Raw genomic sequence first — 13,942 nt, forward strand, 5'->3', positions numbered from 1 at the left:
AACTGTTGGCGATGGTTCTGCCGGAGGCTCGGTGAGCAACTGCAGGACCGCGGGTCGGGACTGAAGTCCCTCCCACAGTGCAGCCCTCTTTTCATCCGACATCTGCACCGATGTCGGCGTCGTCGTAGGAGCGGCTTCAGCCGCGACGCGTCTGTCCCGGGGTCGCGCTTGAAAGCGCTCCTACAACTGTTGGCGGCGGTTCTGATGGAGGCTCATCGACCAACTGCAGGAGCGCGCGTCGGGACTGAAGTCCCTCCCACAGGGCAGCCCCGTGCCATCCCGACATCTGCGCGACTGCACTGCGCTGTTGCAGGAGCGGCTTCAGCCGCGAGAGGCGCTACCGGTCAAGCCTGTCGCGGCTGAAGCCGCTCCTACATCGCTGCGGATTCGGCTACCGGTTGCAGCGGCGTGGGTTCCGGCGACGCCAGGAACGCCAGCTTGCGGCCGCGTGGCAGTTGCTTGAGCGCGTACTCGGCGCGCGAGGCGGCGGCACGGTCCGGGTAGGCACGGCTGGCCAGCAGGCGCACCGGCGGGTTGGCGCGGGTGTACTTGGCGCCGGTGCCGCGCAGGTGCGCCTGGAAGCGGGCCTGCAGGTCCGGGGTGATGCCCGCGTAGTAGCTGCCGTTGCGGCATTCGAGCAGGTACAGGAACCAGGGCGAGTCGGCGGCCATGCAGGCATTATCGACACGGTGGCCGGTTTCGCCAGCAGCGGCATCCGCACATGCGCGCATGCGACTTAAGGCATCACCTGGTGGTCAGACCCCGACGTCGGCCAGCGCTGCGCTGGCGGCATCGGCCAGCTGCCGGCCGTCGGCGGTCAGCTTGATCCCCCGCGCATGGCGCTGGAACAGCGTGGCGACGCGCAGGGCCTGGTGCGTCCGGCAGGCGATCGCCGCTGCCCACCCATCCATTCGCAGCGTGCACATCCCAGCGCGCCGTTTCCGCGCCGTCGCGCTGAACCGGCGACAACAAGCTTTAACGCGCTGCGAACACCTTGCCAGGCGCTGCCACACACCGGCATACCGCCGCCACCGGACAGGCGGATAACGTCATCACCGGCACGCAGCCGTCGACACCGAAGCTCTCTCCCTTCGCATTCGGCGGCGCGTCCGGCCCCTTTTCGGGGCGTTCCTCGCCCTCCACGCACGCAGCCGGTCAGGCTGCGTGCGCTCCCCCAACCACCGCCCTCAGGCCGCCTGCGCCACGCGCGCCTGGCGACGCGCGCGCACCGCCTGCGCCAGCCGCTCCAGCACCTGCACCGAGCTGTCCCAGTCGATGCAGCCGTCGGTGATGCTCTGGCCGTAGACCAGCGGCTGGCCGGCCACCAGGTCCTGGCGGCCGCCGCGCAGGTGGCTCTCCACCATCGCGCCGACGATGCGGGTCTGCCCGGCCTCGAGCTGGCGGGCGATGTCCTCGATCACCTTGGGTTGGTTGTCCGGGTTCTTGCCGCTGTTGGCGTGGCTGGCGTCGACCATCAGCCGCGCCGGCAGGCCGGCCTTCTCCAGCACCTGCGCCGCCGCGGCCACGCTGTCGGCGTCGTAGTTGGGCTGGGTGCCGCCGCGCAGGATCACGTGGCAGTCGGGATTGCCGGCGGTCGCTGCGACTGCGGTCTGCCCGTCCTTGGTCACCGCCAGGAAATGGTGCGGGTGCGAGGCCGCGCCGACCGCGTCGACCGCGATCTTGACGTCGCCGCTGGTGCCGTTCTTGAAGCCCACCGGGCACGACAGGCCCGAGGCCATCTCGCGGTGCACCTGGCTCTCGGTGGTGCGCGCGCCGATCGCGCCCCAGGCCACCAGGTCGGCGATGTACTGCGGCGAGATGATGTCGAGGAACTCCACGCCGGCCGGCAGGCCGAGGCGGTTGATGTCGCGCAGCAGGCCGCGGGCCAGGCGCAGGCCCTTGTTGATGTCGAAGCTGCCGTCGAGGTTGGGGTCGTTGATCAGGCCCTTCCAGCCCACTGTGGTGCGCGGCTTCTCGAAGTACACCCGCATCACGATCTCCAGCGCGTCGCCGTAGGTCTCGCGCAGCGGGCGCAGGCGCTGCGCGTACTCCATCGCCGCGACCGGGTCGTGGATCGAGCAGGGGCCGATCACCACCGCCAGGCGGTCGTCGCGGCCGTGCAGGATTTCGTGCAGCGCCGCGCGCGCGGCAGTGACGGTCTGCGAGGCCTCTTCGTCGCAGGGCAGCAGCGCCTGCAGTTGGGAGGGCGGGGTCAGCGGTTCGATCTTGCGGATGCGCAGATCGTCGGTGTGGGGGGCCATGTGCGTGTCTCGTCGGGGGGCTGGGTGGGGGCCAGATCCGGCGGCATGAAAAAAGCCGCCAGGTTCGCTGGCGGCTTTCGGGATTGCGGCTGAAGTTTCCTTCAGGGTGAACGCGATCCTTCCTCCGCCAGCGGCATCGGAAAACCGTAGTACCAAAAGTAAAAGCTGCGGCAGGAAGCGTTCATGGGACGTAGTGATAACACAGGGTTTGCGGCGGCGCCACAGTTGCATCAGCAACTTGTGGAGCCGGGAATGGGGAACCGGGAGTGGGGAATCGGAAAAGCAGCACCGTCGCCCGCTCTCGATTCCCTATTCCCGACTCCCCATTCCCCGCCCCTCAGAAATCCAGCACATACTCCGCCGCCACTTCGCGGCCGATCGCGTCGTACAGGGTGGTGTTGTAGAACTGGTAGCCGTAGTAGCGCTCCTTGTTGTCGTAGCCGACGGTGTTGAGCACGTTGTTGATGTACAGGTTGACCTTCATCTTCGGGGCGATGCGGTAGCCGGCGGTGAGGTTCCAGTACAGCGCCGGGCCGACGCGGCCGAAATAGCGGGTGGTGCTCTCGCCGAAGTGGCGGTTGCCGCTGTCGGTGACGCGGCAGGCGTCGGAGGGACTGGGCTGGTAGCCGTCGTCGAAGCGGGTGCAGGTGCCCCAGTTCACCGCCTGGGTGGAGCCGAAGCGCTTGGCGTACACGGTCAGGTCCAGCGGGCCGCCGTTCTCCCAGTGCACGCTGCCGCGCAGCTTGCTGCGGATCTTCTGGTCGCGCAGGTTCTTGTCGTCGTCGGTGCGGTAGGTCTGCTCGTGGTAGCCGATCAGGTTGTTGTAGTCCAGGGCGAAACTGAAGTTGCCCCAGCGCGCGGTGTTGAGGCGGTACTTCAGCGAGGCGTCGACGCCGGACACGTGCATCTGCGCGATGTTGATCGGCCCCTGCTCGATGCCGGTGACGCGGCCGGCGGCATCGCGCGTCACGCGCGAGAGGATGCGCGCGCAGTACTCGGCGCCACCGGGATTGACCCACACGCCGCCGGCGGTGGTCAGGCCGGTGCGGCAGCCGGCTTCGGCGCTGAGCACCTCGTCGCGGTTGAGGTCCTTGATCATGTCCTGCAGCCGGATCCGGTAGTAATCCGCGGTCAACGACAGGCCCTCGGCGATGTCCCAGACGAAGCCGGCGGTGACCGAGCGGCCATGCTCCGATTCCAGGTCGGGCGTGCCGCGGCGGTTGACCTGCATCAGGTAGAACACGTCGCTGTTCTCGGCGCTGCAGCCGCCGGTGAGGTAGTAGCCCTTCTGGATGCAGCGGTACTGGTCGATCACGGTCTGCTGGGTGGAGCTGGGTTCGCCGAGCACGTAGTGCATGTCCGGGGCGCGGAAGCTGGTGGCGACACTGCCGCGCAGCAGCAGCGTGCTCAGCGGCCGCCATTCCAGGCCGGCGCTCCAGGTGGTGTCGCGCTGGGTGCCGATCGCCGCGCCCAGGTCGCTGCCGTAGGCGCGGTAGTCGCCGTAGCGGTCGTGGCGCGCGGCCAGGCTGGCGTTGAGTTTGGACAGCAGCGGCACGTCGAACTCGATGCCGCCAGAGTAGCGCAGGCGCTCGCCGCCGCCGTAGTCGACCACGTCCAGCGGATAGCAGGTGTTGGCGCACGGGTCCGGCGCCAGCCGGTAGCCCTGCTTGGCCACTTCGCCGACCGCGGCGAACTTGATCGGCCCGGCCCAGCCCTGCAGCAGTTCGCCGGTGATGTTGGCGCTGGCCTGGTTGACCCAGGAATCGGCGCGGTTGTGTGCCTTCACCGCCAGGTCGTTGTACTGCGCGCCGGTCAGCGGCTGGTACCAACGTTCCTCGTTGAGATCGTAGATCGGCGTGCCGTCGGCGGTGCTGCCCAGCTGCGGGCCGAGGAAGTAGGCAGTGGCCTTCTGCGTATCCACGGTACGCACGTATTCGTCCACGGTGTAGCGCGCGCGGCCCACCGCCACCTCCCAGTCGAAGCGATCGGCAAGGCGGCCCTTGAGGCCGGCGCTCAGGTCCCAGGACAGTTCCTTGGTGGTGTTGGCCAGGTTCTTCCAGCCGCCGGACTCGAAGCGGGTCAGCTGGCGGATCGCGTACAGGTCGCGGTCGCTGCCGGTGTCGTGGAACGGGCCGAGATAGACGTAGGGCGGGTCGTAGGTCCAGTAGCCGAGGCTCTTGGTCGTGGACAGCGTGCTCCAGGCCTGCACGCCGTTGTCGAAGTCGAAGGTGCCGTACAGATACGCCGAGCCGCTGTCGCCGCCGCTGGCGGCCAGCCAGTCGGCGTAGTCGTGTGCCATGCCGCAGTAGCCGCCGAGGTTGCGCACGGTGTCGCTGTTGTAGTCGTAGCTCAGCCGCTGCGCGTCGATGAACTGGCCGCCGAAGCGTGCGCAGTTGCCGCTGGGCGGCGCCAGGCGCGTGTTGTCGTCGGCGTCGACCAGGCTCAGGCCGGTGAACGGATTGAAGCCGTACTTGCGCGCCTGCGCGGTCCAGTTGCTGTAGGACTCGTCGTCCTGGTCGTCCATCTTCGGCCGCTCGCCGACCGAGAGCGGATCGCGCCGGGTCCACTGCAGCGCGTAGGTCAGGTTCCACTTGTCGCCGCTGCGGCCGCCGACCCAGGACAGGTCGACCACGTCGCGCCCGCCGGCGGTGGCGGTGCCGCCGCGCAGGCGCACCTGGTTGCCTTCGTAGCCCTGCTTGAGGATCACGTTGATGACGCCGGCGACCGCGTCCGAGCCATAGATCGCCGAGGCACCGCCGGTGAGGATCTCGATGCGCTCCACGGCGGCGGAGGGAATGTTGGCGTAGTTGGCGAAGTTGCTCTCGCCGGCGTAGGGCTGCGGGTAGTCGGCGACGCGATGGCCGTTGACCAGCAGCAGCGTGCGCCCGGGGCCGAGGTCGCGCAGGCTCACCGGCGAGGCGTTGGGCGTGTGCGAGCCGTACTTGGTGTCGGCCTCGACGCTGCCCTGCTGGTTGAGCGTGCTGAGCACGTCGTAGACGGTGAGGAAACCTTCCTGCTGGATCTGCTGCGCGCTGATCGTCAGCACCGGCTCGGCGCCCTCCACTTCCGAGCGCTTGATCCGCGAGCCGGTCACCACGACCTGGCCCAGGTCGGTAGCGGCGGCCTTGGGCGCGGCGGTGTCGGCGTCCTGCGCGCGCGCCTCGGCGGCGCCGTACAGCGCCAGCACGATGCCGAACGCAAGCGTGGTGGATGAGCGAAGTGGCATGCGATGTCCCCGGCGGCGGATGGAAGCAGCGCCGTGCGAACACGAGCTGCGGCGTCCTCTTCGCTGCGCCGCGCCCATGGCCGTGCCGCGCATGCCGCGGGCACGCGCCACCCTGCGCCGGCCGCGGCGCACAGAAGAAGACGAACATGCGGGCATGCAGATCCCCCTGGACGCCCGTACGCCCTAACCTGCATGGCGCTGAAAACGCTGTCAACACGCGGCCGCACCACGCGTGTAGACGATTGCGTGTTGTGCGCGATTCGCCGCGCAGCGCGCCGATTCCCGCCGCATCGCGATCGCAGGCAGTGCCAGCCGCAACGCTGGCGGAGACGCTGCTGGGCAACGATGGGCTGCACGCGCATCGCGATCGCGTGCCCCTCTCCCGTTGGGAGAGGGGTTGGGGTGAGGGTCCGGCGCGCAGCGTCTCGCGGTGCTTGGGCGCATGGCGGGACGCCTGCATTCTCATCCCGCCTGTCGTGGCACTGCCGCCTGCAGCGCCTGTGCCGCACCTCGGTCGGAAGATCGCACAAGCCCGGCGCAGGCAGCTTCCAGAATGCGCTTCGCCGCTTTCCGCAGCTCGGCGAGACACGCCGTTGCCCTCGCAGGAGCGGCTTCAGCCGCGACGGGCATTGCCGGAAACGCTTCGTCGCGGCTGAAGCCGCTCCTACCACATCGTTCCCCCCGTCTTTGCCGAAGTGCGCTACACACGCTCGCCAAGCAGGTTCTGCGGCGTCACGGCAAGCGGATGCGCCGCGGCGTTGACCCAGGCGTGCGAACGCGCGGGCGAGCGCATCGGCATGCCACCGCGATGACCGCCACGCGGTGCGGCCGCCACCGGCGCGCGCACAAAAAAAGAGCCCCGCATCGCTGCGGGGCTCCTTTTGATTGCGTGGAACAGGTCGGCCGAAGCCGGCTGGATCAGAAATCCATGCCGCCCATGCCGCCCATGCCGCCACCCATGCCGCCCGGCGCGGCCGGCTCTTCCTTCTTCGGGGCCTCGGCCACCATCGCTTCGGTGGTGATCATCAGGCCGGCGATCGAGGCGGCGTTCTGCAGCGCCGAACGGGTCACCTTGGTCGGATCCAGGATGCCGAACTCGACCATGTCGCCGAACTCGCCGTTGGCGGCGTTGTAGCCGAAGTTGCCGCTGCCTTCCTTGACCTTGTTGAGGATCACGGACGGCTCTTCGCCGGCGTTGGTGACGATCTCGCGCAGCGGCGCTTCCATCGCGCGCAGCGCGATCTGGATGCCGTGGGTCTGATCTTCATTGGCGCCCTTCAGCTCGCCGATCGCGCTCAGCGCGCGCACCAGCGCCACGCCGCCGCCCGGGACCACGCCTTCTTCCACCGCCGCACGGGTCGCGTGCAGGGCGTCTTCGACGCGCGCCTTCTTTTCCTTCATCTCGATCTCGGTCGAGGCACCGACCTTGATCACCGCCACGCCGCCGGCCAGCTTGGCCACGCGCTCCTGCAGCTTCTCGCGGTCGTAGTCCGAAGAGGTCTCTTCGATCTGCGCCTTGATCTGCTTGATGCGCGACTCGATCGCCGAGGTGTCGCCGGCGCCGTCGATGATGGTGGTGTTCTCCTTGGAGACCTGCACCTTCTTGGCGCGGCCCAGGTCCTTGATGGTCGCCTTTTCCAGCGCCAGGCCCACTTCCTCGGAGATCACGGTGCCGCCGGTCAGCACGGCCATGTCTTCCAGCATCGCCTTGCGACGGTCGCCGAAGCCCGGGGCCTTGACCGCCACGACCTTGACGATGCCACGGATGGTGTTGACCACCAGGGTCGCCAGCGCCTCGCCTTCCACTTCCTCGGCGACGATCAGCAGCGGCTTGCCGGCCTTGGCCACGCCTTCCAGCACCGGCAGCAGGTCACGCACGTTGGAGATCTTCTTGTCGTGCAGCAGCACGAACGGGTCGTCCAGGTCGGCCTGCTGGCTCTGCTGGTTGTTGATGAAGTACGGCGACAGGTAGCCGCGGTCGAACTGCATGCCCTCGACCACGTCCAGCTCGTTCTCCAGGCCCGAGCCTTCCTCGACCGTGATCACGCCTTCCTTGCCGACCTTCTTCATCGCGTCGGCGATGATGTTGCCGATCGACTCGTCGGAGTTGGCGGAGATGGTGCCGACCTGGGCGATGGCCTTGTCGTCGGCGGTGGGCTTGCTGATCTTCTTCAGCTCGGCCACGGCGGCCACGACGGCCTTGTCGATGCCGCGCTTGAGGTCCATCGGGTTCATGCCGGCGGCGACCGCCTTGGAACCTTCGCGGATCAGCGCCTGCGCCAGCACGGTGGCGGTGGTGGTGCCGTCGCCGGCGTTGTCGGAGGTCTTGGAGGCGACTTCCTTCACCATCTGCGCGCCCATGTTCTCGAACTTGTCGGCCAGTTCGATTTCCTTGGCGACGGAGACGCCGTCCTTGGTGATGGTCGGGGCGCCGAAGCTCTTCTCGAGCACGACGTTGCGGCCCTTCGGGCCCAGGGTGGCCTTGACGGCATTGGCGAGGATGTTGACGCCGCGCACCATGCGCGAACGGGCGTCTTCACCGAAACGGATATCTTTGGCAGCCATGTTGAGTTACCTCGGGAATAGGGAATGGAGAACAGGGAATAGGCAGATCAAGAGCGGGCGGTCGGGACGAGAGGGAAATCGCGGGCGAAGAAGGCGCCTGACCGATTCCCGATTCACCATTCCCGATTCCCGCGATCGGCGGCGCTGTTAGCCGACGATCGCCAGCACGTCGTCTTCGCGCAGCACCTTGTACTCGACGCCTTCGGCCTTGTAGCTGGAACCGGCGTACTGGCCGTAGATGACCTTGTCGCCGACCTTGAGCGCCGGGGCGCGCACGCTGCCGTTGTCCAGCGGCTTGCCGGCGCCGACGGCCACGACTTCGCCCTTGGTGGACTTTTCCTTGGCCGAATCCGGGATCACGATGCCGCCGGCGGAGATTTCGTCGGCTTCGATCGGCTTGACTACGACGCGGTCGTGAAGCGGCTTGATGCTCATTGAGAGAGACCTCTTAAGTGATTGATTGGTCTAGGAAAGGCCGGCGATGTTAGCACTCGCCCATGACGACTGCCAGCAACGCTCGCGAAAAAACCCGGTAGCGCCGGGATGCGCCTGATGTAGTGCCGTGGCCGGCGCTTTCAAGGGCTGCGGGCAAAAAATTTTTGCCGAAGACGTGCCTTGCGTGCCAAGCAGTGACCGAATCCCGTCACAGTGTCACAGAGGCAGGCTAGGCTGAGCCCGGACCCAGGGGGGGATCCGTCACCAAAAGGAGTTGTCGATGAAGCCATCCGCCGTTGCGCTGCCGCTGGCCTGCCTGCTCGCCCTTGCCGGGCCGGCCCAGGCCGCCGTATTCATCAATGAATTGCATTATGACGATGCCACCGCCGCCGGCGACACCGGCGAAGGCGTGGAGATCGTCGCCACCGCCGGGGAGAGCCTGAGCGGCTACCGCGTCTATCTGTACAACGGCAGCAACCCGAGCTCGGCCACCGCCTACGCCAACAGCGCGGTGCCGGCCGGCAACCTGGTCAGCTGCGGCGGGCAGGTGCGCATCGCCACGGTCAGCTATGCCAGCAACGGCATCCAGAACGGGCCCAACGATGGCCTGGCGCTGGTCGACGGCAACGGCAAGGTGGTGCAGTTCCTCAGCTACGAGGGCAGCATCACCGGCGGCGGCGGCCCCGCCGCGGGCATGACCAGCCAGAACCTGCCGGTCAGCGAGAGCAACAGCACCCCGGCCGGCACCTCGCTGCAGCTGCGCGGCAACGGCAGCGCCGCGGCCGATTTCAGCTGGAGCGAGAGCGCCACCAGCACCTTCGGCGCCTGCAACAACGGCCAGACCTTCGCCGGCGGCAGCAGCAATGCCGCGCCGACCGTGACCGCCACCACCCCGACCCAGGGCGCCACCGACTTCCCCGCCGCCGGCGACCTGGCGGTGACCTTCAGCGAGGCGGTGAGCCTGGCCAGCGGCGCGTTCGGCCTGAGTTGCCAGCAGTCCGGCAGCGTGGCGCTGACCTACCCCAGCAGCGGCACCCAGTTCGCCCTGTCCACCAACACTGCACTGAAGGCCGGCGAGAGCTGCACCCTGAGCATCGTCGCCGCACGCGTGAGCGATGCCGACGGCGCGCATCCGGCGCAGGACCGCAGCGTCGCCTTCAACGTCGCCAACGGTTCCGGCGGCAGCGGCGCCGGCACCTACTATTCGCACGTCAACACCTCCAGCCCCAGCCAGCTGCGCTGCTCGCTGCACGAGACGATCAAGGGCCACACCGTCTACCCGTACAGCAGCAGCTCCGGCACCGATACCTGGGCCATCCTGGAGATCGCCGACGAGGATCCGAACAACAGCCAGCGCGTCCTCGACGCCTACCGCAACCGCAGCTACGCCAAGGGCACCGACCGTGCCGGCAGCGGCAGCGGCCTGAAGTACAACCGCGAGCACAGCTGGCCGAACTCGCTGGGCTTCGGCACCTCCACCGGCGACAAGGGCCTGCCCTACGCGCCGTACACCGACACCCATATGCTGTACCTGACCGATGCCACCTGGAACGCCGACCGCGGCAACAAGCCCTACGCCAAGTGCGACAGCAACTGCGGCGAGCGTGCCACCGAGGCCAACGCCGGCTTCGGCGGCGGCAGCGGCCGCTACCCGGGCAATTCCAACTGGGTGCGCACCCCGGACGGCAACAGCGGCACCTTCGAGGTGTGGGACCACCGCAAGGGCGACATGGCGCGTGCGGTGATGTACATGGCGATCCGCTATGAAGGCGGGGTCGACGCCAAGACCGGGCAGTCCGAGCCGGACCTGGAGCTGACCGACGACCGCAGCAAGATCGTCAAGACCTCGTCCTCGCCGGCCTACATGGGCCTGCTGTCGACCCTGATCGCGTGGAGCCAGCAGGACCCGCCGGACGACGCCGAGCGCGCCCGCAACGAGGTGATCTACAGCTTCCAGGGCAACCGCAACCCGTTCATCGACCACCCCGAGTGGGCGACCTCGTCGCTGTTCACTTCCGCCAAGCCCGCCAGTTGCCAGTTGGTCAACTGAGGCGTGATGCCTCGCCCGCTGCATTTGCAGCGGGCGGGGATGATCAGCCATTCGGCTGCTGAAAAGCCCGGGATTCGGGATTGGGGATTCAGAGCGGCGCCGGCTTTCCCCACGGGCGCCGCCAAAGCGGGGCCGGCATCCCTATACTGTCGGCCGCATGTCCGCGCCCGCCCTCCGCTTGCTGCTCAGCACCTGCCCCGATGCGGCCAGCGCCGCGCGGGTCGCCCAGGCGCTGGTCGACGAACGCCTGGCCGCCTGCGTCAGCCGCCTGCCCGGCGTGCAGTCCACCTACCGCTGGCAAGGCGCGGTGGAACAGGGCGAGGAAGTGCTGCTGCTGATCAAGACCGCCGCCGACCGCCTGCCTGCCCTGCGGCAGCGGCTGTGCGCGTTGCACCCCTACGAGGTCCCCGAACTGGTCGAACTCGAGGTCGCCGGCGGCCTGCCGGCCTACCTGCAGTGGGTGCATGCCGAAACCCGTGAGGAACCGTAAGCCGATGACCCTGCTGCACCGCCTCGCCGCCCTGTGCCTGCTGGCCGTGGCCGCCTTCCCCGCCCTGGCGATCAGCGAAAAGGACTTGCTGCCGGTGGACCAGGCCTTCGCGCTCAGCGCGCAGGCGCCCGAACGCGGCCGCATCGCACTGCACTGGGACATCGCCAAGGGCTATTACCTGTACCGGCACCGCATCGCGGTCAAGGTGATCGGCGGCTTCAAGCCCAACCCGACCCTGCAGCTGCCGGCCGGCCACAAGAAGACCGACCCGTACTTCGGCGAGGTGGAGACCTACCGCGACGCGCTGAACGCGGTGCAGAGCGGCATCGCCGACCCCGGCACCGACCGCGTACAGGTCGAGGTGCGCTACCAGGGCTGCGCCGATGCCGGCGTGTGCTACCCGCCGCAGAAGCGCCTGCTCGAGGTGACCCTGCCGGCCGCCACCGCCACGGCCGCTGCCGCTGCCGATCCCACGCCGACGCCGGCCGCGCTGGGCGGGCTGCCGGGCAGTGGCCTGGGCGCGAGCACTGGCGCCAAGCCGCTGTTCGGCGCCGGCGCCGGCGCGGTGCAGGGCCTGCCCCTGCCCTCGGACCAGGCCTTCCACTTCGAAGCCATCGTCGGCGACGGCAATACCCTGCTGCTGCGCTTCACCCCGGCGCCCGGCTACTACCTGTACCGCGACCGCACCGCGCTGGCGCTGGAAGGCGCGCCCGGCATCCGCACCGGCATGCCGCGCTGGCCCAAGGGCAGCTCGCACCAGGACGAGCACTTCGGCAAGGTGGTGGTGTACTTCGACCAGACCGAGGTCACCGTGCCGCTGCAGCGCCAGCGCGCCGACGCCACCGAAGCGACCCTGGTGGCGACCTTCCAGGGCTGCCAGACCGACGGCATCTGCTACCCGCCGATGACCCGGCGGGTGAAGCTGGCGCTGCCCAAGGGCAGCATCACCCCGGCCGACCAGGCCGAGGTCAGCCCGCTGCTGGTGACCCCGCTGGACAGCCGCCAGGCCGACGCCAACGACGCGGCCGCCGCCGACGCCCTGCCGGCGACGCCGGACGCCTCGGCGCACAACGCCGCGCGCAGCGCCGCACCGCCGCCGGCCACGCAGAACCTGCTGTGGATCCTGCTGCTGGCGCTCGGCGGCGGCCTGCTGCTGAACCTGCTGCCGTGCGTGCTGCCGATCCTGTCGCTTAAGGTGCTGGGCCTGGCGCAGAGCGGCGAGAGCCGCGGCCGCGCCCGCAGCCATGCGCTGTGGTACACGCTGGGTGTGCTCGCCTCCTTCGCCGTGGTCGGCGGCATCGCCGTGGCCGCGCGCCTGCTGTGGGGCTTCCAGCTGCAGCGCCCGGGCTTCGTCGCGGTGCTGGTGTACCTGATGTTCGTGGTCGGGCTGAGCCTGTCGGGCGTGTTCACCCTCAGCGCCAACCTCGGTGGCGTCGGCCAGTCGCTGTCCACGCGCAGCGGCCCGGTCGGCGACTTCTTCACCGGCGTGCTGGCCTGCGTGGTGTCCAGCGCCTGCATCGGCCCGTTCATGGGCCCGGCGCTGGGCTATGCGCTGACCGCGCCGCCGGCGATGGCGATGCTGGTGTTCCTGACCCTGGGCCTGGGCCTGGCGCTGCCGTTCCTGCTGATCGGCTTCGTGCCGTCGCTGGCCAAGCGCCTGCCCAAGCCGGGCGCCTGGATGGAGACGCTCAAGCAGGTGCTGGCGTTCCCGATGTACCTGAGCGCGATCTGGCTGCTGTGGGTACTGGGCAAGCAGCGCGGCGTGGACGCGGTGGCGCTGCTGCTGATCGGCGCCACCCTGCTGGCGCTGGGCCTGTGGTGGTTCGAGCGCGCGCGCTGGCGCGGGCATGCGCTGGGCACCCGCATGGCCAGCGTGTTGCTGCTGCTGGCGCTGCTGCCGGCCTGGGGCGTGACCCGGCTGCCGCCGCCCAGCGCCAGCGTCGAGCGCAACACCGTGGCCTATTCGCCGCAGATGCTCGACCGCCTGCGCACCGACAACCGCGTGGTGTTCGTCAACATGACCGCCGACTGGTGCGTCACCTGCAAGGCCAACGAGCGCAACGTGTTCGACAGCGACGCGTTCCGCGACACCATCAAGCGGGTGGACGCGGTGTACATGAAGGGCGACTGGACCAACGAGGATCCGCGCATCAGCGCCTTCCTCGCCGAGCACAAGGCGGTGGGCGTGCCGCTGTACGTGGTGTACGGCCCCGGCGCGCCGCCGACGGTGCTGCCGCCGGTGCTGAGCCAGGCGGTGGTCGAGGACGCCCTGCTGCGCGCGGCGCGATGACCCCCGCCAGCGCGCGCCTGCTGGCGGTCGCCGCGGTGGCGGCAGTGCTCGGCGTGGCGGCGGCGCACTGGTGGGAACGACAGACGCCGGCCATGCCCCCGGCCGCGCCCGCCACGGCCAGCGGCCATGCGGCGCCGCCGGTCGCCGCGGCGCGCCCGGGCGATCCCGCCCCGGCGCTGCGCCTGCCCACGCTCGATGGCGGCCACCTGACCCTGGCGCAGTTCCGCAGCCGGCCGCTGCTGGTCAACGTGTGGGCGAGCTGGTGCGAGCCCTGCGTGCGCGAGATGCCGGAGCTGGACCGGCTGGCGCGCGCACAGCCAGCCGACGGCCTGCAGGTGCTGGGCATCGCCCTGGACCGCGCCGAGGACGTGCGCGCCTTCCTGCAGCGGGTGCCGATCGGCTATCCGATCGCGCTTGAGACCCCCGGCCCGGCCGACGCCAGCGTGCGCCTGGGCGACACCCAGGGCCTGCTGCCGTACAGCGTGCTGATCGACGCCGACGGCCGCATCGTCAGGCAGAAGCTCGGCCCGTTCGCGCCGGGCGAAATCGAGGGCTGGGTGGGCGGTGGCGCCCAGCCGCCACGCTAGCCGGCAGAGCGCTGGACGCGCTCGCGTAGGAGCGGCTT

General features: G+C 69.3%; 10 protein-coding genes. 4 read left to right on the plus strand and 6 right to left on the minus strand.

The window, feature by feature from the left end:
* Window positions 1–371 precede the first annotated feature (371 nt).
* The 6 genes from M3U25_RS16720 to M3U25_RS16745 form a co-directional block, all read right to left on the minus strand.
* Window positions 372–671 carry a GIY-YIG nuclease family protein gene (locus M3U25_RS16720; RefSeq protein ID WP_242160240.1) on the minus strand — a complete coding sequence of 100 codons (300 nt, stop codon included), beginning with the start codon at window positions 669–671 and terminating at the stop codon, window positions 372–374.
* A gap of 84 nt (window positions 672–755) precedes the next feature.
* Window positions 756–911, minus strand: a complete 156-nt coding sequence (locus tag M3U25_RS16725; RefSeq protein WP_355502769.1) for a hypothetical protein — start codon at window positions 909–911, stop codon at window positions 756–758.
* 276 nt (window positions 912–1,187) lie between these two features.
* A complete protein-coding gene (locus M3U25_RS16730) occupies window positions 1,188–2,261 on the minus strand; it encodes a 3-deoxy-7-phosphoheptulonate synthase (protein ID WP_017911936.1) in 1,074 nt (357 codons plus the stop codon).
* Between the two features lie 337 nt (window positions 2,262–2,598).
* The gene (locus tag M3U25_RS16735; protein WP_355502767.1) at window positions 2,599–5,508 is read right to left on the minus strand and encodes a TonB-dependent receptor; all 2,910 of its coding nucleotides are present in this window, start codon (window positions 5,506–5,508) and stop codon (window positions 2,599–2,601) included.
* Window positions 5,509–6,405: 897 nt separating this feature from the next.
* A complete protein-coding gene (gene groL / locus M3U25_RS16740) occupies window positions 6,406–8,052 on the minus strand; it encodes a chaperonin GroEL (RefSeq protein ID WP_010340980.1) in 1,647 nt (548 codons plus the stop codon).
* A gap of 147 nt (window positions 8,053–8,199) precedes the next feature.
* Entirely contained in the window at window positions 8,200–8,487 is a 288-nt protein-coding gene (locus M3U25_RS16745; RefSeq protein WP_010340979.1) for a co-chaperone GroES, read from the minus strand.
* A 280-nt stretch (window positions 8,488–8,767) separates the two neighbouring features.
* Between M3U25_RS16745 and M3U25_RS16750 the strand changes: the two genes are divergently transcribed.
* The 4 genes from M3U25_RS16750 (at window position 8,768) to M3U25_RS16765 (ending at window position 13,904) form a co-directional block, all read left to right on the plus strand.
* A complete protein-coding gene (locus M3U25_RS16750; protein ID WP_355502758.1) occupies window positions 8,768–10,537 on the plus strand; it encodes an endonuclease in 1,770 nt (589 codons plus the stop codon).
* Between the two features lie 157 nt (window positions 10,538–10,694).
* Window positions 10,695–11,027 carry a divalent-cation tolerance protein CutA gene (cutA, locus tag M3U25_RS16755; RefSeq protein WP_355502754.1) on the plus strand — a complete coding sequence of 111 codons (333 nt, stop codon included), beginning with the start codon at window positions 10,695–10,697 and terminating at the stop codon, window positions 11,025–11,027.
* Window positions 11,028–11,031: 4 nt separating this feature from the next.
* Complete coding sequence (locus tag M3U25_RS16760) at window positions 11,032–13,317, plus strand: protein-disulfide reductase DsbD (protein WP_355502751.1); 2,286 nt, start codon at window positions 11,032–11,034, stop codon at window positions 13,315–13,317.
* The gene (locus M3U25_RS16765; RefSeq protein WP_355502748.1) at window positions 13,314–13,904 is read left to right on the plus strand and encodes a TlpA disulfide reductase family protein; all 591 of its coding nucleotides are present in this window, start codon (window positions 13,314–13,316) and stop codon (window positions 13,902–13,904) included. The genes M3U25_RS16760 and M3U25_RS16765 overlap by 4 nt, the downstream gene beginning before the upstream one ends.
* The last annotated feature ends 38 nt before the right edge of the window (window positions 13,905–13,942 follow it).

Origin of the sequence: Xanthomonas sp. PPL134 (genome assembly GCF_040595915.1) — a bacterium.
Lineage (GTDB): Bacteria > Pseudomonadota > Gammaproteobacteria > Xanthomonadales > Xanthomonadaceae > Xanthomonas_A > Xanthomonas_A indica.